Source organism: Klebsiella sp. YJ, assembly GCF_002108615.1.
GTDB classification, from domain to species: domain Bacteria; phylum Pseudomonadota; class Gammaproteobacteria; order Enterobacterales; family Enterobacteriaceae; genus Klebsiella; species Klebsiella planticola.
On sequence record NZ_MTEG01000006.1, the window covers coordinates 121,300 to 141,370 of the forward strand.

Below are 20,071 nucleotides of genomic sequence, written 5' to 3' on the forward strand. Positions count from 1 at the left end.
ATTTAATACTGCATCATGGTGATGTAAAAATAAAACGAAAGATAATGGTTTTCCGATCTGTTTCACAAAAGAAACATAATGAAAGGTTTCAGCGGTGGACGTTGCGCTGCTCTCTGGCGTTATGGGGCTTGCATTCCGTTAAAAGAAAGGTGTTAATAGACCAAACGAAATGAAACGAAAGATTTGATGAAAGGAATACTTATGAGCGGTACCGACTCTTCTGCAGATAAGCGCATCAGCGGCACCAGTGAAAGGCGTGAGCAGATTATCCAGCGCTTACGGCAGCAGGGAAGCGTGCAGGTAAACGATCTTTCTCTTTTATACGGTGTCTCGACGGTGACGATTCGCAACGATCTGGCCTTCCTCGAAAAGCAGGGGATTGCGGTTCGTGCCTACGGTGGCGCGCTGATCTGCGATGGAACAATGCCGGCTGCCGAACCGTCGGTGGAAGATAAAAGTTCGCTCAATACCGCAGTGAAGCGCAGCATCGCGCGGGCAGCGGTAGAACTGATTCAACCGGGGCATCGTATTATTCTCGACTCCGGGACTACCACCTATGAAATCGCCCGTATGCTGCATCAGCATACGGATATTATTGCGATGACCAACGGGATGAATGTGGCAAATGCGCTGCTGGATGCCGAAGGGGTGGAACTGTTAATGACCGGTGGACATCTGCGCCGCCAGTCGCAGTCGTTTTATGGCGATCAGGCCGAACAGTCTTTGCTGAATTACCACTTCGATATGCTTTTTCTCGGCGTCGACGCCATCGACCTCGATCGCGGCGTGAGCACCCATAATGAAGATGAGGCACGCCTGAACCGGCGGATGTGTGAAGTGGCGGAACGCATTATCGTCGTCACCGATTCCACCAAATTTAACCGTTCGAGCCTGCATAAGATTATCGATACGCAACGAATTGATATGATCATCGTCGATGAAGGCATTCCGACGGAAAGTCTGGAAGGGCTGCGTAAGAGCGGGATTGATGTGCGACTGGTAAAACGCCAGAACGTGGCATAGACCCCCTTCCTGTGGGGGAGAGGGTCTGCGGTCAGGCGGCTGGCGTCGCGCCGCCTGACCGGCAATCAGGTCACCGGCGCCGGGTTAAACACCGCCAGCTGATTATACAGGCCCCACCGATCGGAGAAGGTTTTCTTACGGCCGCTGGCGACATCAAGAATAAACCCAAACAGCTTCTGACCAACCTCTTCAATCGTCTCTTCACCGGTGGCGATAGTTCCGGCGTTGATATCCATTAAGTCATACCAGCGGTTTGCCAGCTCGGTGCGGGTTGCCATCTTGATGACCGGCACGGCGACCAGACCATACGGCGTGCCGCGCCCGGTTGTAAACACCTGAACCGTGATCCCTGAAGCAACCTGCTGAGTGCCGCAGACGAAGTCGCTGGCCGGGGTAGCTGCGAAGATCAAGCCGCGTTTGGTTGGGCGCTGGCCCGGTGAGAGGACCTCGGCAATCGCGCTCTTACCGGATTTGGCGATCGAACCCAGCGCCTTTTCCACCACGTTCGCCAGGCCGCCCTTCTTATTCCCGGGGGAGGGATTGGCGCTGCGATCGGTTTGACCTGAATCGAGGTAGTTATCGTACCAGGCCATCTCTTCGAGCAGACGCTTGCCCACTTCCTCGTTGATCGCCCGCGGCGTCAGCAGATGGATAGCATCGCGAACCTCAGTGACCTCAGAGAACATGACGGTCGAGCCGCAGCGGACCAACAGGTCGGAAGCGTAGCCCACCGCCGGGTTGGCGGTCACGCCGGAAAAGGCATCGCTGCCGCCGCACTGCATGCCCACCACCAGTTCAGAAGCCGGACAGGTTTCACGCTGGCGGGCATTCAGTTTTGCCAGATGCCGTTCTGCGACCTGCAAAATATCGTCAACCATTGACTGGAACCCGACATGCTGTTCATCCTGCAGGCGGATGATACTGGCACTGTCGACGGCAATGGGCTGGACATCTTCGGTGCCCTGGAGCAGGCGTTCCGGCTGGAGCTTTTCACAGCCGAGCCCAACCACCATGACTTCACCGCCGAAATTGGGATTTAGCGCGAGGTTATGGATCGTGCGGATAGGGATCACGGCGGCCGGGGCGTTGATCGCCACGCCGCAGCCATACAGGTGGTTGAGACCGACCACGCCGTCGACATTCGGGTATTTCGGCAGCAGGTCTCGTTCAATAATTTTCACCACATAATCGACGACGCCCGCGACGCAGTGCACGCTGGTAGTGATACCGAGCAGGTTTCTGGTGCCGACGCTGCCATCGGCGTTGCGATACCCTTCAAAGGTGTAGCCGGTCAGCGCAGGCAGAGGCTCCGGAACTTTGTTTGCCAGCGGTAGCGTGTTCAGCGGCGGCGCTTTCGGCAGTTCGACCAGCGATTCGTCAATCCAGCTGCCCTGCGGGATATCGCGCACCGCGTAGCCAATGACTTCGCCATAGCGGATGATTTCACCATGTATGGGGATATCAACCAATGCTACTTTGTGACCTTGCGGGATATGTTCGATGAGCGCCAGTCCGTCAGGGAAACGCGTTCCGGCTTTTAAACCGCGATCGTTAACAATAATCGCTACATTATCCGTTTCGTGTACTTTTATATAAAACGCCGTCGGCGATTCCTGCCTGATTTCAATGTCGGCCATTGTCCAGTATTCTCCAGCAAGGTGCGAATAATAAAATAAAACGGCTATTCAGTTTCTGATGAACGAATTTCCTCGGCAAAGAATGTCAGCTGTTTTGATTTAGATGTGTGATCCCTGTCACTCATTGTTGCGGGAGCAAAATTGCGGCAAAGGGAAAACGCTGGAACTGTGCATCAGCGCCCACTGATTATGGCGGATGCACAATTTTAATGATTATTCATTCCATTTTATGGGTTTTTTGCACGGTGTTCTCTGGCCGTCAGCTGATTATACTGAGTCATGCTTGCTATGCACCGGATGAGTAAATCGAGTGCTTTTGATCTCGGTTTGTAAATAATTAAGAGACACACCAAAAATAAATAAATGAAGTGCAATGCTCTCATTTAACGCAGCGCTAATCTTCATCGGATGTTTGGCCTGATGGCAATGATTTACTATCCGTTTATCGTCGGCAACATTCAATATGTGGAACTGCAGAAATAATTAACGGTTAAGTGACAAGGTATAAGTGATGAATAACGATATCTTCCCGAATAAATTTAAGGCGGCCCTGGCGGCGCATCAGATTCAAATTGGCTGCTGGTCCGCCCTGGCCAGCCCCATCACGACCGAAGTGTTAGGCCTGGCCGGTTTCGACTGGCTGGTGCTGGACGGCGAACATGCGCCGAACGATATCTCCACCTTTATCCCCCAGCTGATGGCGCTGAAAGGCAGCGCCAGCGCGCCGGTTGTGCGCGTACCGACCAACGAACCGGTGATCATTAAGCGCCTGCTGGATATTGGCTTCTATAACTTTTTGATCCCGTTCGTGGAAAGCGAAGAAGAAGCGATTAACGCCGTCGCCGCCACCCGCTACCCGCCAGAAGGCATTCGCGGCGTTTCCGTGTCGCACCGCGCCAATATGTTTGGCACGGTACCGGATTACTTCGCGCAGTCGAACCAAAACATCACCATCCTGGTACAAATTGAAAGCCAGCAGGGGGTGGATAACGTTGATGCGATCGCTGCGACTGCGGGCGTTGACGGTATTTTTGTCGGCCCAAGCGATCTGGCCGCCGCGCTGGGACATCTGGGCAACGCCTCTCACCCGCAGGTCCAGCAGGCTATCCAGCACATTTTTGCAAGCGCGAAAAAGCATGGCAAGCCGAGCGGTATTCTGGCGCCGGTAGAAGCGGATGCGCGTCGCTATCTGGAATGGGGCGCAACCTTTGTCGCCGTCGGCAGCGATCTGGGCGTATTCCGCTCCGCCACGCAGAAACTGGCTGATTCCTTTAAGAAATAACCGCCACCGCAACAAGAGAGATAAAGACATGACAATGAAAGTTGGTTTTATTGGCCTTGGCATCATGGGTAAACCCATGAGTAAAAACCTCCTCAAAGCGGGTTACTCGCTGGTGGTTGCCGATCGTAATCCGGAAGCCATCGCAGAAGTGATTGCCGCAGGCGCTGAAACCGCCGCTTCGGCGAAAGCGATAGCTGAGCAGTGTGAGGTGATCATCACCATGCTGCCGAACTCTCCGCATGTGAAAGAGGTGGCGCTGGGCGAAGGCGGCATTATTGAAGGCGCGAAACCGGGCACCGTGCTGATTGATATGAGCTCTATTGCACCGCTGGCGAGCCGTGAAATCAGCGATGCGTTAAAGGCGAAAGGCGTAAATATGCTGGATGCGCCGGTAAGCGGCGGCGAGCCGAAGGCCATTGACGGGACTCTGTCCGTCATGGTTGGTGGTGATAAAGCGATTTTTGAACAATATTATGACCTGCTGAAAGCGATGGCGGGCTCTGTCGTGCATACCGGCGATATCGGCGCTGGCAACGTGACCAAGCTGGCCAACCAGGTGATCGTGGCGCTGAATATCGCGGCGATGTCTGAAGCATTGACTCTGGCCACCAAAGCAGGCGTGAACCCCGATCTGGTGTATCAGGCAATCCGCGGCGGTCTGGCCGGCAGCACCGTGCTGGATGCCAAAGCGCCCATGGTGATGGATCGCAACTTTAAACCGGGCTTCCGTATCGATTTGCATATCAAAGATCTGGCGAATGCGCTGGATACGTCCCACGGCGTGGGGGCGCAGCTGCCGCTGACCGCGGCGGTGATGGAGATGATGCAGGCGCTGCGCGTTGACGGCCTGGGTACCGCCGACCACAGCGCGCTTGCGTGTTACTACGAAAAACTGGCGAAAGTGGAAGTCACTCGCTAACAAGAAGGGCGCGGATGGCGCCCTGTCATTCTTGCCTTGCGCGGCACTGTCAGGCTAATAACTATGAAAATCGTAATCGCCCCAGACTCTTATAAAGAAAGCCTCTCAGCTACTGAGGTTGCACAGGCTATAGAAAAAGGTTTTCGGGAGATTTTCCCCGATGCGCTCTATGTAAAGGTCCCCCTCGCCGATGGTGGAGAAGGTACTGTTGAGGCGATGATCGCCGCGACGCAGGGAACCAAAATGAGCGCTTGTGTGACGGGGCCGCTGGGCGTGCCGGTTGATGCCTGCTGGGGGCTTTCCGGGGATGGTCAAACCGCGTTTATTGAAATGGCGGCGGCCAGCGGGCTGGGGCTGGTGCCTCCCGCGCAGCGCAATCCGCTGTTGACGACCTCGCGTGGCACCGGTGAGCTGATTTTGCAGGCGCTGGAGCATGGGGCGAGAAATATCATTATTGGCATTGGTGGCAGTGCGACCAACGACGGTGGCGCGGGGATGGTGCAGGCGCTGGGCGCGCGGCTTCATGATGCGAACGGCGCTGATATTGGTGACGGCGGCGGCAGCCTTGCTTGCCTGAACTCGATCGACCTGTCTGCATTGGATGTTCGGTTGCAGGAGTGTTCAATTCGCGTGGCCTGCGATGTCTCTAATCCACTGACTGGCGAGACGGGCGCGTCGTGGATTTTCGGCCCGCAAAAAGGGGCGACGGAAGCGATGATCCTCGAGCTGGATCGTAATCTTGAGCACTATGCGGATGTGATTAAGCGAACTCTGCGTGTCGATGTCAAAGAGGTCGCCGGAGCCGGTGCCGCTGGTGGCATGGGGGCGGCGCTGATGGCATTTCTGAATGCGGAACTACGTAGCGGTATCGAGATTGTGACCCAGGCGCTGAATCTGGAAGAGCATATTCTTGACTGTTCTCTGGTGGTGACCGGTGAAGGAAGGCTCGACAGTCAAAGCATTAGCGGTAAGGTCCCGGTCGGCGTTGCCAGCGTGGCGAAAAAGTACCATAAGCCGGTGATTGGTATTGCTGGCAGCCTGACCCGCGATGTCGGCGTGGTGCATCAGTATGGTATCGATGCGGTGTTCAGCGTGCTGACCACTATCACGAGCCTGGAGGAGGCCTTCCGCGGCGCTTCGGACAATATTTATCGCGCTTCACGGAATGTTGCTGCGACTTTGCAGGTCGGGATTGTGATGGAAGGATGACAACCGGCGGTAAACCTTTTATACTTCGCGCCGAAGCTGACCAGACAGTCGCCGCTTCGTCGTCGTCCTCCTCGGGGGAGACGGGCGGAGGGGAGGAAAGTCCGGGCTCCATAGGGCAGGGTGCCAGGTAACGCCTGGGGGGGAAACCCACGACCAGTGCAACAGAGAGCAAACCGCCGATGGCCCGCGCAAGCGGGATCAGGTAAGGGTGAAAGGGTGCGGTAAGAGCGCACCGCGCGACTGGTAACAGTTCGCGGCACGGTAAACTCCACCCGGAGCAAGGCCAAATAGGGGTTCATAAGGTACGGCCCGTACTGAACCCGGGTAGGCTGCTTGAGCCAGTGAGCGATTGCTGGCCTAGATGAATGACTGTCCACGACAGAACCCGGCTTATCGGTCAGCTTCAACTTCTTCAGAGAACCCTCGCCAGAAATGGCGGGGGTTTTTACTTTCCGGTTCCGGGAGGAAAGAGCAGATGAATGACTGTCCACTCCGTACTCGATGAAAAGAAAGCGCTTATCGGCCAGCTTCAACTCATTCAGAGAACCCTCGTCAGAAATGGCGGGGGTTTTTACTTTCCGGTTCCGGGAGGAAAGAGCAGATGAATGACTGTCCACTCCGTACTCGATGAAAAGAAAGCGGCTTATTGGGCAGCTTCAACTTCTTCAGAGAACCCTCGCCAGAAATGGCGGGGGTTTTTACTTTCCGGTTCCGGGAGGAAAGAGCAGATGAATGACTGTCCACTCCGTACTCGATGAAAAGAAAGCGGCTTATCGGTCAGCTTCAACTTCTTCAGAGAACCCTCGCCAGCAATGGCGGGGGTTTTTACTTTCCGGTTCCGGGAGGAAAGAGCAGATGAATGACTGTCCACTCCGTTCTCGATGAAAAGAAAGCGGCTTATCGGCCAGCTTCAACTCATTCAGAGAACCCTCGTCAGAAATGGCAGGGGTTTTTACTTTCCGGTTCCGGGAGGAAAGAGCAAATGAATGACTCTCCACTCCGTTCTCGATGAAAAGAACGCGGCTTAGCGGTCAGCTTTAACTCATGCAAAAACGCCCATATAGCGCAATCTGCATGGGCGTTTTGCTGTTTCTGACGGTGGCCGTTCAGGCGGTGTTTTCTTCGTCCTGAATCCGAATTTCGGCTTCTGAAACAATTGCTTCCAGTTCGCTTAGCATCTCTTCATAGCCAAAACTTACGGCCTGCGTTGGTTCCGTTAACAGCGGCTCGGGCGACGACACGGTTTTCTTTGCTTTCTTCTTATGCTTACTCACTGACAGACTCCATAACTCCCGTTATTACACCGGTAAATCTATCAGTAAAGCGCGCAAAGGCGTGTCGGCAACGAGGGTAATGTTAGCTTCGTCACGAATAAATGCCCCGTCACCGCAGGTCAGGGCCTGTTTTTCTTCTTCATGGGCAACGGCATGCACCGTTCCATGAATCGATTGCAGGTAAGCGCGCGGCCCGTGCAGCTGGACATCAACCTGCTCGCCTTTGGCGAGATCGAGATGGTGGATCCAGACCTGCTGACGCAGCTGTAAACTGTTGTGCGCGCCGTCAGGCGAAGCGAGCAGCTGTTGCCCGCTATCCGCGATAGCCATCTTCTGCAGCAGCGGATTTTCCCGCTGCGGGCAGGCATCCAGCCACAGCTGCATCCGCGTCAGCGAACCCTCTTTACTCAAATTGTGCTCGCTGTAACTCACCCCTGGTTGAGTGGATATCAGCAGCGCTTCACCGGCCTTTGCCTGCACATGGTTGCCGTCACTGTCACGATATTCCGCTTCCCCTTCCAGAATCAGGTTCAGGATATCGACTTTCGGGTAGGTACGCGGTTGAAACGACGCGCCGGGTGCCAGAACTTCCTGGTTGAGCACGCGCAAAGAGGCGTAGCCTAACAGTTTAGGGTCAAAGTAGTGTCCAAAGGAAAAGGTGTAGCGGGCCTGCAGCCAGCCGAAATCTGCTTGTCCGCATTGTTTGGCTGTTCGGGTAGTAATCATTTTCTTGACCTCTCTTTACACTAAATCAATGGTAAAGGTATGGACGCTGTATTGTTAGCCAGATATTCTGCCCGGTATATTCAAATTTCCTGAATGAGAGTGCTATGGCCAAAGAGAGAGCATTAACGCTGGAAGCGTTACGCGTAATGGACGCTATCGACAGGCGTGGGAGCTTTGCTGCTGCGGCCGACGAACTCGGACGGGTGCCCTCAGCCCTCAGCTACACCATGCAAAAGCTGGAAGAGGAGCTGGATGTGGTGCTGTTTGACCGCTCAGGTCATCGGACAAAATTCACCAACGTTGGGCGGATGCTGCTGGAACGCGGGCGCGTGCTGCTGGAAGCGGCCGATAAGCTCACCACCGATGCCGAAGCGCTTTCGCGCGGCTGGGAAACGCATCTGACCATCGTGACCGAAGCGCTGGTACCGACCCAGGACTTCTTTCCGCTGATTGAGAAGCTGGCGACCAAATCGAATACCCAGCTGTCGGTGCTTACCGAAGTGCTGGCCGGCGCGTGGGAACGGCTGGAACAGGGACGTGCGGATATCGTTGTCGCCCCTGATATGCATTTTCGTTCCTCATCGGAGATCAACTCCCGCAAACTCTATTCGGTGCTGAACGTCTATGTCGCTGCGCCGGATCACCCTATTCACCAGGAGCCGGAGCCGCTTTCCGAGGTGACGCGGGTAAAATATCGCGGCGTGGCGGTGGCAGATACCGCCCGTGAGCGTCCGGTTCTGACGGTGCAACTGCTCGACAAACAGCCGCGCTTAACGGTCAGTACCATTGAAGATAAACGTCAGGCTCTGCTGGCGGGACTGGGGGTGGCGACGATGCCCTATCCGCTGGTCGAGAAAGACATTGCCGAAGGGCGCTTACGGGTTGTCAGCCCGGAATATACCAATGAAATCGACATCATTATGGCGTGGCGCCGCGACAGTATGGGCGAAGCGAAATCATGGTGTCTGCGCGAGATCCCTAAGCTGTTTGCCGGGAAGTAAATCCGCTATGCGCTCCTTCCGCGGGAGGAGCGCATCATTCACGATGACAGGGGTTTGGGATCCGGCCCGAAACGGTTGTTTCCAGGCGTGCCGTTCTGGCAATTGAAGAGCAGAATGATCAGCCAGCCAATCACCGGAATCAGCATCAGCAACAGCCACCACGCCGAGCGATCCGTATCGTGTAAACGGCGAAACTGCACCGCCCACCACGGTAAAAAGACCAACACGCCATAAATCGTCGTCAGGATGCCTTCACCTCCTGCGCGCTGCCATCCCAGCATTTTATCGATGATGCTCAATACGCCGGTCAGGATGATGTTGACCAGAATAAACATCCAGTACTCTTTACGGCGTGCGCGGCCGCCAAATCCAATATAGTTTCTCAGTACCTTTAAATACCAGTCCATTTTTACGCCTCGATTAACGGTCAATCACTTGTTTTTAAAGCGATCGTAATAAGAATAGACGTGAATAGCAGACGGGTAAATATGCCGGATCTGAAAATATCGGGCGCCGGGAATGGCGCCCGGCAGGTTAGCGGAACAGAAGGTCCCGGCCGTGCGGCTCGCTGAGATCCTGATGAGGTCCGACGGAAATAATCCCGGTTGGGTTAATCGTTTTATGGCTGCGATAGTAGTGGTTGCGGATGTGGGCAAAATTCACCGTCTCCGCAATACCCGGTATCTGGTAGATATCGCGCAGGAAACCATACAGATTGGGGTAATCGCTGATACGGCGTTTGTCGCACTTAAAGTGGGTTACGTAGACCGGGTCGAAACGCACGAGGGTAGTCCACAGACGAATATCGGCCTCGGTCAGCTGGCTGCCCGTCAGATAGCGATGCTGGCTCAGAATTTGCTCCAGGCGCTCCAGCGAGGTGAACACCGCATCGACCGCCTCATCATAGGCCTGCTGGCTGGTGGCGAACCCGGCTTTATAGACGCCGTTATTGACGTTGTCGTAGATCCAACCGTTAAGCGCATCGATATTTTCGCGCAGCGCAGGTGGGTAGTAATCGCCGGCGGTAGCGCCGAGGTCGTCAAAGGCGGTATTGAACATGCGGATGATTTCAGCCGACTCATTACTGACGATCGTATGCTGCTTTTTATCCCACAGAACCGGCACCGTGACGCGCCCGGTGTAGTGCGGATCGGCGTGCAGGTAGAGCTGATAGAGGAATTCATGTTGATACAGCGTATCGCCGGTCGCAGCGGGAAAATCGTCGTCGAAAGTCCAGCCGTTTTCCAGCATCAGAGGGTGAACCACCGAGACGGAAAGAAAAGGATCCAGACCTTTGAGCTTGCGCAGGATTAACGTGCGGTGCGCCCACGGGCAGGCGAGGGATACGTACAGATGATAGCGATCTTTTTCTGCAGCAAAGCCGCCGTCGCCAGAGGGGCCCGGTGCGCCATCGGCGGTCAGCCAGTTGCGGAAGGCAGAAACAGAACGCTTGAAACGCCCTCCGGTGGATTTGGTGTCATACCAGGTATCGTGCCAGACGCCGTCGATTAATTGTCCCATTTTTTCCTCCTTCAGACTTCAGATAGCAAAAGCGAGGAGATGTCTCCTCGCTTTGTTGTTCACTCAGTATAGTGTGCTTACCACTTTTTATTCAGCACGCGGTCGATGCTGAATGCGCCCGGACCGGTGATGGCCAGCAGCAGGAAACCGCCTGCGATGGTCAGGTTTTTCATGAACATCAGCGAGTTCACGCCTTCAGCAAAGTTGCTGTGGAACAGGAACGCGGTCAGCAGGGTGAAGCCTGCGGTGAACAGCGCGGTGGTACGTGTCAGGAAACCGAACAGAATCGCCAGACCGCCGCCGAACTCCAGCAGAATGGTTAACGGCAGTAATGCGCCCGGTACGCCCATGGCTTCCATATATTGTTGAGTACCCGCATAACCGGTGATTTTTCCCCAACCTGCAGTGATAAACAGGATTGGCATCAGAATGCGTGCTACCAGTACACCAACATCTTCTAATTTTTTCATTTCTTACTCCAGAAAACCCAAAGGGCGGCGATTTTGTTTTTTGGTGCAATCCTGCGTAGTTACGCGGGGTTGCTGTCGATGGAGAGAATATTAGCGAGGCGCGAAAGGAATTGTTAGCAAGGAAAACTGTAGATCTTCATCAAAGATTCTGAGTGATCGCGATCAGTAAACGCGACGTGAGGAGGGCGACGAGCAGGGATGAACACTGTCGTCATCGGCTGGAGTGGTGACCAAGAGCAGCACCAGTCACGAGGCGTTGACGCCCCGGAACAAGGAAAACAGGGATGATGGACGTGTGGTGGGCTGGGCGTTTAGAAGGATGATGTCTGGCGCAGCAGGCGTTTTGCCATGCGCCATGCGCTCCAGAGACCGAAGCCGCGTTTAGTCCAGCGCAGTAAGAAGCGCGGGTGGCGAACGGACCATACTGCCATGATACCGCTGCCGACCATTGCCCAGGAGCGAAGGTGCTGGAGGGTCTGCCAGCCGCGGTCGAACGGGGCGGTCGCTTCGAGCCAGTCGCGACGGCTGGCGATTAAATCCAGCCGCTGCTGTTGGATCTGGCGCAACAGCAGCGTTTTCTGCTGCTCGCGTTGCTGTTTGCTGCTCATAGGCGTTCGTCCTCCAGCAGAGCGCGGTCTTCAGCCAGCTCTTTGCGCGTCAAGCGCAGGAAAGTCGAACGGCGGGCTTTACGCAGCGTCCAGATACCGCCGATTAACGAGCTGAGGAGCAGCACAGCGGTGGTCGCAATCATCACGTACAGCCGATACTGGGGATCGATGGCCCAGATAATCAGAACCAGCAGGCTCATCAGGCCAAAGGCGGCAAACAGCAGCGTCAGCCCCAGCATCAAAAATAGCTGGAAGAGGTTCGCCTTCTCTTCCTCCAGCTCCACGACCACCAGGCGCAGGCGCGTTTCCACCATTTCAACCAGCAGCGTAATGATCCGCTGGCCGATCCCGAAAACGCTCTTGCCCGGCCCCTGCGTGTGTTGAGAATCCGCCATAATTAACGACGCGTCAGCAGGACACCCAGCACCAGCCCGACGGCTGCGCCAATACCTACACCGGTCCACGGATTTTCGCGGACGTACTCGTCGGCGCGGGCGGCAGTTTCACGCGTTTGTCTGACGATGGCATCGCTGGTTTCACCCAGCCGGACGCGGCTCTCTTTCAGTGCGCTCTCTGCTTTGCTACGCAGTTTGCCAATTTCTTCTTTTGACTTATCCGTGGAGGAGTTAAGCACTTCTTCCAGGGTATCAGCCAGAGTCTTCAGTTCTGCACGCAGATCGTCTGCAACGTTGTCTTTAGGCATCTTTCTCTCCTGTAGAGTGGGTCCATGTAAAGTGTGGCTTATCAGTAATCACGCGACTCAAGCGTTTTCAGCTCGTGCTGCGCTTCATCAAGCTTGCGTTGGCGCTTGCTGATTTTATCGGCATCGCCTTTCTGCTCAGCTTCCTTCAAATCGCGCTGACGCTCGGTAATTTCCTCGCGTTGTTTCGCGATTTTTTGCTGATGTTCGGCTTTGAGCTTACCGTCGCTGCAGTTCGCTCTGACTTCACGAAGCGCTTTGTTCAAACCATCAATCCGGTTCTGGTTGTGATGTTTTTCGGCATAGCTAATCTCCCGCTGGATATCCTGCTCTTTTTCCTGACAGGGGGAGATGGCAAAGGCGCTGGAGCTCAGCGAAGTCAAAACCAGAATCAAAGCGATGCGGTATTTCATGGATGCTACCTTCCATTGTGTGAGGGCATACCCGGGAGATATGCCCGATCCAGTCGATAAACGTCAGCCCGGCGGCTCCCGCAGTCTTAAGCATAGTCAGGAAAACGGGAAACCACCAAACTGCGTGAAAATATTCAGAATTTTGGCTACTTATCCCAATCTGTGTGGGGTATCGCGCAGACGGGAGAGCCATGCTGTCGGGGTATTCTCTTCCTCCAGCAAAGCAATAATATAACCATGCGGCAGGGCGCGGCCCAGCACTTCTTTCGCAGCGATACCCTGGGCGCTGGAATCAAATTTGATCAGCAGGCCGTCTTTTTGCGGGGTGATACTTTTAAAACGAATGCCGTTTGCGTCGAGATGATGCCAGACGGAAAAACCGTCGGGCATGCCAACGCCCTGAGAGACAGGATGAATAGTCAGGGTTGATTCCTGTTGCTGCACCGCCAGCCATAGCCAGAACAGCGCGCACAAAAAAACAGAACCGCCCAGCAGCCAGCTAATCCGGCGTCGGGAGAGGCTTTTTATGGCCATTATCAGCTCCGGCTTCTGTATTTTTTCTTCCACAGGACAACTAACGAGCCGATTAAGCCAAACACCAGCAGCACAACCGGCAGCAGCATCAGGCAGGACATCAGCTGATCCTCATATTTGAGGAATACCGGGGTTTTACCCAGCAGGTAACCGAGGGTGGTCAGAATCAGAACCCACAGCAGGCCGCTCATCCAGTTAAAGAACTGGAAGCGGGCATTGTTCAGACCCGAAAGTCCGGCAATGGTCGGCAGCAGCGTACGAACGAAGGCAATAAAGCGGCCCATCAACAAGGCGGAGAGCCCGTGCTTATGAAACAGGTGGTGTGCGCGCTGGTGGTAGTGGGAGGGCAAATGTGAAAGCCAGTTTTGCACAATCCGCGTATTACCGAGCCAGCGGCCCTGAATGTAGCTGAGCCAACAACCCAGGCTGGCTGCCGTCGTCAGCAGAAGCAGGGTTTCCGGAAAACCCATTGCACCTTTGGCTATCAGAACGCCGACCAGCACCAGCAGGCTGTCGCCGGGTAAAAAGGCGGCGGGAAGCAGGCCGTTTTCAAGGAACAAAATCATAAATAAGACAAAATAAAGCATGCCAATCATGGAGGGATTCGCGAGGGTCTCGTAATCCTGGCTCCATAAAGCATTCAACAATTGGGTTAATAGTTCCATTCACGATTCCTGGTACATCGGTTAACGGTATGTCTGAACGCAGTGTGTATTGCGACATAGATTCTTATGAGATTATGGTCGCTGTTGGTGCGTTCTGAACGGTTCCCTGTTAAAAGTGAAATCAATGCAAGCCCACTTCAGAACGTCAAAATGCATCTAATTGTAACAAAAGCACTGAGTTTACGTCAGAAAAATTGCAGTCAGTTGCTCGTTGATTTTGCTGATTGCAGTGGCGGGTGGCGAGTCTCTTTACACAGGCTGACACTATATATGTTTGCTTACCCAGGCGGGTTTGCGGGCAGGCGCTGATAGCCTGCCTGAAAGGAAGATAACCGCTTATTTTGTGCCGTTGGCGGCGGTATCGAGATGAACGACCGGATTTTCTGCAAACAGATAGCGGTCGGCATTGAATTCAAAATCGTCGCTGGTCTCGTTGAATAACATCAGCTTAGTGTTCTCCAGATGCTGCCACATGGCCAGTTTTGCCGCGTGCGGATCTTTGCGAATCAGCGCCTTCAGAATTTGGTCATGATCGTCACACCAGTTATCCACGGTGCGCAGGTCGATATGGTCATGGAGCTTTTTCCAGTACGGGTTATGCACGCGCTGGGTCCACATTTTTTCAACAATAGCGGCTAATGCCGTATTTTGCGTCGCCAGGGCTACCTGGACGTGAAACTGGAGATCCCATTCCGAATCGCGGAAGCATTTCTCTTTACGCGCCTTCTCCTGGATCTCCATCAGCTTCATGATGTCCTGCTTGGTCACCTGGGTGGCGGCGAACTCGGCAATATTGCTTTCAATCAGCTGACGCGCCTGCAGCAGTTCAAAGGGACCGTAGCTGGCGAACTCCAGCGTTTCATCAACCACCTGCTGATGCTTCGGATGGTTGGAGATGACGTGGATACCAGAGCCCTTACGCACCTCCACATAGCCTTCCACTTCCAGCATGATAATGGCTTCGCGAACCACGGTGCGGCTGACGCTCTTTTCATCGGCGATAAACCGCTCTGCAGGCAGCTTATCGCCCACAAGGTAAACACCTTGTTCAATACGCGCCTTCAGCTCGGCAGCAAGCTGCTGATACAAACGACGCGGTTCTGTGATTTCCATATTCGCTCCCGGAAGATGGCGACAATATTGGATTTGTTATACCACTTTTACGCGCATCTCACCACCGTCAGACATGAAAAAGCCGCCTTCGATAAGGCGGCTTTGTAAACAGATCTAACCGTATCAGGACTAGCTTTGCGTCACCGGCTTAGTCGTTTTGAGCGGCGGGGTGTCGTCATCGGCAGACTTGTTCTTCAGTACGGTCCAGATGACAAGGGCGCCCAGCAGATCGAAGACCGCCAGCACGGCGAACAGCGGGCTGAAACCGATGGTATCCGCCAGAGCGCCGACCACCAGGGCGAACATGGTACTCGCCATCCAGGCCGCCATACCGGTCAGGCCGTTTGCCGTAGCCACTTCGTTACGGCCAAATACGTCGGAAGAGAGCGTAATCAGCGCACCGGACAGTGCCTGGTGAGCAAAGCCGCCGACGCACAGCAGGGCGATAGCCACAAACGGGCTGGTAAACAGGCCGATCATCCCCGGGCCAATCATCAGCAGTGCGCCCATGGTCACGACCATTTTACGCGAAACAATCAGGTTAACCCCGAACCAGCGCTGGAACAGCGGCGGCAGATAGCCCCCGATGATGCAACCCAGGTCAGCAAACAGCATCGGCATCCACGCAAACATCGCGATTTCTTTCAGGTTAAAGCCATAGACTTTAAACATGAACAGCGGGATCCAGGCATTGAAGGTCCCCCATGCTGGCTCGGCAAGAAAACGCGGCAGCGCGATGCCCCAGAACTGACGGTTGCGCAGAATCTGCCACGGAGACATTTTCTTACTGTTGTTGGTCTGGTGATGCGATTCCTGGCCGCCGATGATGTAGTCGCGTTCTTCGGTGGTTAATTTTTTCTGGTCACGAGGGTGTTTATAGAAGACCAGCCACGCCATTGCCCAGATAAAGCTCAAGACACCGGAGATAATGAACGCCATCTGCCAGCTGTGCATCACAATTGCCCAGACGACCAGCGGCGGGGCGATCATCGCGCCGATTGAAGAGCCCACGTTGAAGTAACCCACGGCAATAGAACGTTCTTTTGCCGGGAACCATTCGGAGCTGGCCTTCAGGCCTGCCGGGATCATCGCCGCTTCCGCCGCGCCGACCGCGCCACGAGCCAGCGCTAATCCACCCCAGCTGCCCGCCAGCGCCGTTGAACCACAGAAAACGGCCCAGGCGATCGCGAAGAAGGCATAACCGATCTTCGTCCCCAGCACGTCAAGGACATAGCCTGCCACCGGCTGCATGACGGTATAAGCAGCTGAATAGGCTGCGATGATATAGGAATACTGTTGGGTGGAGATGTGTAACTCTTCCATCAGAGTCGGCGCAGCCGCAGCCACAGTGTTACGCGTCAGGTAACCCAGCACGGTGCCCATTGTCACCAGTGCGATCATGTACCAACGTAACCCTTTAATTTTACGCATGTAAAACCTCATCGTTTGTTATATCTCCGCAGCGAGTGCGGCCATCTTCAAACCCTGCACAGGGATTGAGAAGGAGAAACGGAGGGCTCAGGAGGGAAAACCCATATGGCCCGAACCTTGCCATCAATGTGTGTTGCTTAATTCGGTATCCGTACCGGTCAATGCGATGTAATGAATCATCGCGAATACATTCCAACGGTTTATATGTTGCGACGGCAGAAAGATAACTTGTCATACAACTTTAAAAGTTGAGTACTGTCACAAAAGTGGGAAAGTTTATGGGGGTATTATTTCTCGCGAGCAAAGCCAGTGCTGGCGCGGCTTGCACGAGGGTTTACTCCAGAAAGGGTACTTTTTTTGTCAGCGTTTATTGATCTAACTCACGAAAAAGATTTCGGCCTGTAGAAATTGGTGTGATAACTTTGTCAGCATGATAGTCAATCATCTGAAAGGCTCCTCGATGGGGCGAAGAGGAAATGAAAATGACAGCGTTTATGACCGAAGATTTTCTGCTTGATACCGAGTTTGCCCGCCGTTTGTACCACGACTACGCCAAAGACCAGCCGATTTTCGACTATCACTGCCACCTTCCGCCGCAGCAGATTGCCGAAAATTATCGCTTTAAAAACCTGTATGACATCTGGCTGAAAGGTGACCATTACAAATGGCGCGCGATGCGCACCAATGGCGTGGCTGAACGCCTGTGTACCGGCGATGCCTCGGACCGCGAGAAGTTTGACGCATGGGCGGCTACCGTACCGCATACGATCGGCAATCCGCTCTATCACTGGACGCATCTGGAGCTGCGCCGCCCGTTTGGGATTACGGGTAAGCTGCTGTCTCCGTCCACCGCGGATGAAATCTGGAATCAGTGTAACGATCTGCTGGCCCAGGATCGCTTCTCCGCTCGCGGTATCATGACGCAGATGAAGGTGAAAATGGTCGGCACCACCGACGATCCGATTGATTCGCTGGAACACCATGCGGCGGTGGCGAAAGACGCGACTTTCACGACCAAAGTGCTGCCAAGCTGGCGTCCGGATAAAGCGTTTAACATTGAGCAGGCGACGTTTAACGACTATATGGCGAAGCTCGGCGAAGTCTCGGATACCGACATCCGTCGCTTTGCCGATCTGCAGGCTGCGCTGGTCAAGCGCCTGGATCACTTCGCCGCGCACGGCTGTAAAGTCTCCGACCATGCGCTGGATGTCGTGCTGTTTGCCGAATCCAGCGAAGCAGAACTTGATACTATCCTGGCGCGTCGTCTGGCCGGCTCGACCCTGAGCGAACACGAAGTGGCGCAGTTCAAAACCGCGGTACTGGTGTTCCTCGGCGCAGAGTATGCCCGTCGTGGTTGGGTCCAGCAGTATCACATTGGCGCGCTGCGTAACAATAACCAGCGTCAGTTCAAGCTGTTAGGGCCGGATGTTGGCTTTGATTCCATCAACGATCGCCCGATGGCCGAAGAGCTGTCCCGTCTGCTGAGCAAGCAGAATGAAGAAAACCTGCTGCCGAAAACCATTCTTTACTGCCTGAATCCACGCGATAACGAAGTGCTGGGCACAATGATCGGTAACTTCCAGGGCGAAGGGATGCCGGGCAAGATGCAGTTCGGTTCCGGCTGGTGGTTTAACGATCAGAAAGACGGCATGGAGCGTCAGATGACCCAGTTGGCTCAGCTTGGTTTGCTCAGCCGTTTCGTCGGCATGCTGACCGACAGCCGCAGCTTCTTGTCCTATACCCGCCATGAGTATTTCCGTCGCATCCTGTGCCAGATGATCGGTCGCTGGGTTGCCGCGGGTGAAGCGCCGGCGGATATTCAGCTGCTGGGCGAGATGGTGAAAAATATCTGCTTTAACAATGCGCGTGATTACTTCGCGATTGAACTGAATTAAGACCAGAGGTCGGTTGCTATGCAATACATTAAAATCCATTCGCAGGATAACGTTGCTGTCGCGTTAGCAGATATGGCGGCGGGTACCCAGGTCACCATTGATGATGATGCGGTCACCTTAAGCCAGGACGTTGTTCGTGGTCATAAGTTCGCACTACGCGCGATTGCGAAGGGAGAAAACGTCATCAAGTATGGTCTGCCCATTGGCCACGCGCTGGCGGATATTGCGCCAGGGGAACATATTCATGCCCATAATACGCGTACCAACCTGAGCGACCTTGACGAGTATCGCTATCAACCGGAACTTGCCGAGCCATCGGCGCAGCCGGCCGACCGCGACGTGCAGCTTTATCGTCGTGCGAACGGGGAGGTCGGGGTGCGTAATGAACTGTGGATCCTGCCGACCGTCGGCTGTGTCAATGGTATCGCCCGTCAGATTCAGAACCGGTTTTTGAAAGAGACCAACGAAGCGGAAGGCACCGATGGCGTCTTTCTCTTCAGTCACACTTATGGCTGTTCGCAGCTGGGTGATGATCACATCAATACCCGCACCATGTTGCAAAACATGGTGCGTCACCCGAACGCCGGGGCGGTGCTGGTGATTGGCCTGGGCTGTGAGAACAACCAGGTCGACGCGTTCCGTGAAACCCTCGGTGAGTTCGATCCTCAGCGCGTACACTTTATGATCTGCCAGAAGCAGGACGATGAGGTGGAAGCGGGACTTGAGCATCTGCATCAGCTTTATGAGGTGATGCGTCACGACAAACGTGAGCCAGGCAAACTGAGCGAGCTGAAGTTTGGCCTCGAGTGCGGCGGATCGGACGGCCTTTCGGGGATTACCGCCAACCCGATGCTGGGTCGTTTCTCGGATTACCTGATCGCCAACGGTGGCACCACCGTGCTGACGGAAGTGCCGGAAATGTTCGGCGCTGAGCAGCTGCTGATGAGCCACTGCCGCGATGAAAAGACCTTCGACAAGCTGGTGACCATGGTGAATGACTTTAAACAGTACTTCATTGCGCATAACCAGCCTATTTACGAGAATCCGTCGCCGGGCAACAAAGCGGGCGGGATCACGACGCTGGAAGATAAATCGCTGGGCTGCACGCAGAAAGCGGGCTCCAGCGAGGTAGTGGACGTCCTGCGCTATGGCGAACGTTTAAAAGTGCATGGTCTCAATCTGCTGAGCGCACCGGGCAACGATGCGGTGGCAACCAGCGCGCTGGCCGGTGCGGGCTGTCATATGGTGCTGTTCAGCACCGGTCGCGGCACGCCGTACGGCGGTTTTGTGCCGACGGTCAAAATCTCCACCAACAGCGAACTGGCGGCGAAAAAGAAACACTGGATCGATTTTGACGCCGGTCAACTGATTCACGGTAAAGCAATGCCTCAGCTGCTGGAAGAGTTTGTCGATACCCTCGTTGATATCATCAATGGCAAACCGACCTGCAATGAGCGCAATGATTTCCGTGAACTGGCGATCTTCAAAAGCGGCGTCACGTTGTAATGATCCTCATCCTGGCTCATCACAACCCCGGGCGGATCGACCGCCTGCTCGGTGTGCGAGAATGATGGAGCTTTTGTCGCGTGGATAAAAAACGGCGCACTCGGGGAGAGGGCGCCGTTTGTTTTTAACTGTTTTGACAAGGAT

21 protein-coding genes and 1 other RNA gene are annotated in these 20,071 nt (G+C 54.6%); 8 read left to right on the plus strand and 14 right to left on the minus strand.

Annotated elements, in window-relative coordinates:
* Positions 1–201 precede the first annotated feature (201 nt).
* Positions 202–1,023: a DeoR family transcriptional regulator gene (locus BV390_RS07975; RefSeq protein ID WP_032697456.1), complete on the plus strand. Its 822-nt coding sequence runs from the start codon at positions 202–204 to the stop codon at positions 1,021–1,023.
* A gap of 65 nt (positions 1,024–1,088) precedes the next feature.
* Here BV390_RS07975 and garD read toward each other — a convergent pair whose 3' ends face one another.
* Positions 1,089–2,660, minus strand: coding sequence for a galactarate dehydratase (gene garD / locus BV390_RS07980; protein ID WP_085396786.1), 1,572 nt, complete (start codon positions 2,658–2,660; stop codon positions 1,089–1,091).
* A gap of 511 nt (positions 2,661–3,171) precedes the next feature.
* On the opposite strand from garD, the gene garL reads away from it, so the two are divergent.
* The 4 genes from garL (at position 3,172) to rnpB (ending at position 6,479) form a co-directional block, all read left to right on the plus strand.
* A complete protein-coding gene (gene garL, locus BV390_RS07985; protein ID WP_032690615.1) occupies positions 3,172–3,942 on the plus strand; it encodes a 2-dehydro-3-deoxyglucarate aldolase in 771 nt (256 codons plus the stop codon).
* 28 nt (positions 3,943–3,970) lie between these two features.
* The gene (gene garR / locus BV390_RS07990; protein WP_085396787.1) at positions 3,971–4,861 is read left to right on the plus strand and encodes a 2-hydroxy-3-oxopropionate reductase; all 891 of its coding nucleotides are present in this window, start codon (positions 3,971–3,973) and stop codon (positions 4,859–4,861) included.
* Between the two features lie 63 nt (positions 4,862–4,924).
* Complete coding sequence (garK, locus tag BV390_RS07995) at positions 4,925–6,070, plus strand: glycerate 2-kinase (RefSeq protein ID WP_032697460.1); 1,146 nt, start codon at positions 4,925–4,927, stop codon at positions 6,068–6,070.
* A 32-nt stretch (positions 6,071–6,102) separates the two neighbouring features.
* Positions 6,103–6,479, plus strand: an RNA gene (gene rnpB / locus BV390_RS08000) — RNase P RNA component class A.
* A 697-nt stretch (positions 6,480–7,176) separates the two neighbouring features.
* Here the strand turns inward: rnpB and BV390_RS31115 are convergent.
* Positions 7,177–7,311, minus strand: a complete 135-nt coding sequence (locus tag BV390_RS31115) for a hypothetical protein (protein WP_369804304.1) — start codon at positions 7,309–7,311, stop codon at positions 7,177–7,179.
* Positions 7,312–7,368: 57 nt separating this feature from the next.
* Positions 7,369–8,070, minus strand: a complete 702-nt coding sequence (locus BV390_RS08005) for a pirin family protein (protein WP_046853423.1) — start codon at positions 8,068–8,070, stop codon at positions 7,369–7,371.
* 104 nt (positions 8,071–8,174) lie between these two features.
* On the opposite strand from BV390_RS08005, the gene BV390_RS08010 reads away from it, so the two are divergent.
* Entirely contained in the window at positions 8,175–9,071 is an 897-nt protein-coding gene (locus BV390_RS08010; RefSeq protein ID WP_004867964.1) for a LysR family transcriptional regulator, read from the plus strand.
* 38 nt (positions 9,072–9,109) lie between these two features.
* Here the strand turns inward: BV390_RS08010 and BV390_RS08015 are convergent, their stop codons facing one another.
* The 11 genes from BV390_RS08015 to BV390_RS08065 all read right to left on the minus strand — a co-directional run bounded on the left by BV390_RS08015 (position 9,110) and on the right by BV390_RS08065 (position 16,526).
* Positions 9,110–9,478: a DUF805 domain-containing protein gene (locus BV390_RS08015; RefSeq protein ID WP_032690620.1), complete on the minus strand. Its 369-nt coding sequence runs from the start codon at positions 9,476–9,478 to the stop codon at positions 9,110–9,112.
* 127 nt (positions 9,479–9,605) lie between these two features.
* Positions 9,606–10,592, minus strand: coding sequence for a glutathione S-transferase family protein (locus BV390_RS08020; RefSeq protein WP_046853424.1), 987 nt, complete (start codon positions 10,590–10,592; stop codon positions 9,606–9,608).
* Positions 10,593–10,669: 77 nt separating this feature from the next.
* Positions 10,670–11,062: a DoxX family protein gene (locus tag BV390_RS08025; RefSeq protein ID WP_004867955.1), complete on the minus strand. Its 393-nt coding sequence runs from the start codon at positions 11,060–11,062 to the stop codon at positions 10,670–10,672.
* Positions 11,063–11,373: 311 nt separating this feature from the next.
* On the minus strand, positions 11,374–11,670 hold the full coding sequence (locus tag BV390_RS08030) for a YqjK-like family protein (protein WP_032690622.1): 297 nt from the start codon (positions 11,668–11,670) through the stop codon (positions 11,374–11,376).
* On the minus strand, positions 11,667–12,065 hold the full coding sequence (locus BV390_RS08035) for a phage holin family protein (protein WP_004867949.1): 399 nt from the start codon (positions 12,063–12,065) through the stop codon (positions 11,667–11,669). Before BV390_RS08035 ends, BV390_RS08030 begins: the two co-directional genes overlap by 4 nt.
* 2 nt (positions 12,066–12,067) lie before the next feature.
* Complete coding sequence (locus BV390_RS08040; protein WP_004867946.1) at positions 12,068–12,373, minus strand: ElaB/YgaM/YqjD family protein; 306 nt, start codon at positions 12,371–12,373, stop codon at positions 12,068–12,070.
* Between the two features lie 41 nt (positions 12,374–12,414).
* Entirely contained in the window at positions 12,415–12,783 is a 369-nt protein-coding gene (locus BV390_RS08045; protein ID WP_032690623.1) for a DUF1090 domain-containing protein, read from the minus strand.
* Positions 12,784–12,933: 150 nt separating this feature from the next.
* A complete protein-coding gene (mzrA, locus tag BV390_RS08050) occupies positions 12,934–13,317 on the minus strand; it encodes an EnvZ/OmpR regulon moderator MzrA (RefSeq protein ID WP_032690624.1) in 384 nt (127 codons plus the stop codon).
* Positions 13,318–13,319: 2 nt separating this feature from the next.
* Positions 13,320–13,982 (minus strand): DedA family general envelope maintenance protein YqjA, encoded by a 663-nt coding sequence (yqjA, locus tag BV390_RS08055; RefSeq protein WP_032690625.1) that lies wholly within the window; start codon positions 13,980–13,982, stop codon positions 13,320–13,322.
* A 336-nt stretch (positions 13,983–14,318) separates the two neighbouring features.
* Complete coding sequence (gene exuR / locus BV390_RS08060; RefSeq protein ID WP_046853426.1) at positions 14,319–15,095, minus strand: transcriptional regulator ExuR; 777 nt, start codon at positions 15,093–15,095, stop codon at positions 14,319–14,321.
* 129 nt (positions 15,096–15,224) lie between these two features.
* Positions 15,225–16,526 (minus strand): MFS transporter, encoded by a 1,302-nt coding sequence (locus BV390_RS08065; RefSeq protein ID WP_032690627.1) that lies wholly within the window; start codon positions 16,524–16,526, stop codon positions 15,225–15,227.
* Positions 16,527–17,008: 482 nt separating this feature from the next.
* On the opposite strand from BV390_RS08065, the gene uxaC reads away from it, so the two are divergent.
* Positions 17,009–18,421, plus strand: coding sequence for a glucuronate isomerase (gene uxaC / locus BV390_RS08070; protein ID WP_046853427.1), 1,413 nt, complete (start codon positions 17,009–17,011; stop codon positions 18,419–18,421).
* 18 nt (positions 18,422–18,439) lie between these two features.
* A complete protein-coding gene (locus tag BV390_RS08075; RefSeq protein ID WP_032690629.1) occupies positions 18,440–19,927 on the plus strand; it encodes a UxaA family hydrolase in 1,488 nt (495 codons plus the stop codon).
* The last annotated feature ends 144 nt before the right edge of the window (positions 19,928–20,071 follow it).

What these genes read in the sequence shown, in the direction of transcription:
- BV390_RS07975 (WP_032697456.1), top strand. Translation starts at nt 202, where the DNA reads ATGAGCGGTACCGACTCTTCTGCAGATAAGCGCATCAGCGGCACCAGT.
- garD (WP_085396786.1), bottom strand. Translation starts at nt 2,660, where the DNA reads ATGGCCGACATTGAAATCAGGCAGGAATCGCCGACGGCGTTTTATATA.
- garL (WP_032690615.1), top strand. Translation starts at nt 3,172, where the DNA reads ATGAATAACGATATCTTCCCGAATAAATTTAAGGCGGCCCTGGCGGCG.
- garR (WP_085396787.1), top strand. Translation starts at nt 3,971, where the DNA reads ATGACAATGAAAGTTGGTTTTATTGGCCTTGGCATCATGGGTAAACCC.
- garK (WP_032697460.1), top strand. Translation starts at nt 4,925, where the DNA reads ATGAAAATCGTAATCGCCCCAGACTCTTATAAAGAAAGCCTCTCAGCT.
- BV390_RS08005 (WP_046853423.1), bottom strand. Translation starts at nt 8,070, where the DNA reads ATGATTACTACCCGAACAGCCAAACAATGCGGACAAGCAGATTTCGGC.
- BV390_RS08010 (WP_004867964.1), top strand. Translation starts at nt 8,175, where the DNA reads ATGGCCAAAGAGAGAGCATTAACGCTGGAAGCGTTACGCGTAATGGAC.
- BV390_RS08015 (WP_032690620.1), bottom strand. Translation starts at nt 9,478, where the DNA reads ATGGACTGGTATTTAAAGGTACTGAGAAACTATATTGGATTTGGCGGC.
- BV390_RS08020 (WP_046853424.1), bottom strand. Translation starts at nt 10,592, where the DNA reads ATGGGACAATTAATCGACGGCGTCTGGCACGATACCTGGTATGACACC.
- BV390_RS08025 (WP_004867955.1), bottom strand. Translation starts at nt 11,062, where the DNA reads ATGAAAAAATTAGAAGATGTTGGTGTACTGGTAGCACGCATTCTGATG.
- BV390_RS08030 (WP_032690622.1), bottom strand. Translation starts at nt 11,670, where the DNA reads ATGAGCAGCAAACAGCAACGCGAGCAGCAGAAAACGCTGCTGTTGCGC.
- BV390_RS08035 (WP_004867949.1), bottom strand. Translation starts at nt 12,065, where the DNA reads ATGGCGGATTCTCAACACACGCAGGGGCCGGGCAAGAGCGTTTTCGGG.
- BV390_RS08040 (WP_004867946.1), bottom strand. Translation starts at nt 12,373, where the DNA reads ATGCCTAAAGACAACGTTGCAGACGATCTGCGTGCAGAACTGAAGACT.
- BV390_RS08045 (WP_032690623.1), bottom strand. Translation starts at nt 12,783, where the DNA reads ATGAAATACCGCATCGCTTTGATTCTGGTTTTGACTTCGCTGAGCTCC.
- mzrA (WP_032690624.1), bottom strand. Translation starts at nt 13,317, where the DNA reads ATGGCCATAAAAAGCCTCTCCCGACGCCGGATTAGCTGGCTGCTGGGC.
- yqjA (WP_032690625.1), bottom strand. Translation starts at nt 13,982, where the DNA reads ATGGAACTATTAACCCAATTGTTGAATGCTTTATGGAGCCAGGATTAC.
- exuR (WP_046853426.1), bottom strand. Translation starts at nt 15,095, where the DNA reads ATGGAAATCACAGAACCGCGTCGTTTGTATCAGCAGCTTGCTGCCGAG.
- BV390_RS08065 (WP_032690627.1), bottom strand. Translation starts at nt 16,526, where the DNA reads ATGCGTAAAATTAAAGGGTTACGTTGGTACATGATCGCACTGGTGACA.
- uxaC (WP_046853427.1), top strand. Translation starts at nt 17,009, where the DNA reads ATGACAGCGTTTATGACCGAAGATTTTCTGCTTGATACCGAGTTTGCC.
- BV390_RS08075 (WP_032690629.1), top strand. Translation starts at nt 18,440, where the DNA reads ATGCAATACATTAAAATCCATTCGCAGGATAACGTTGCTGTCGCGTTA.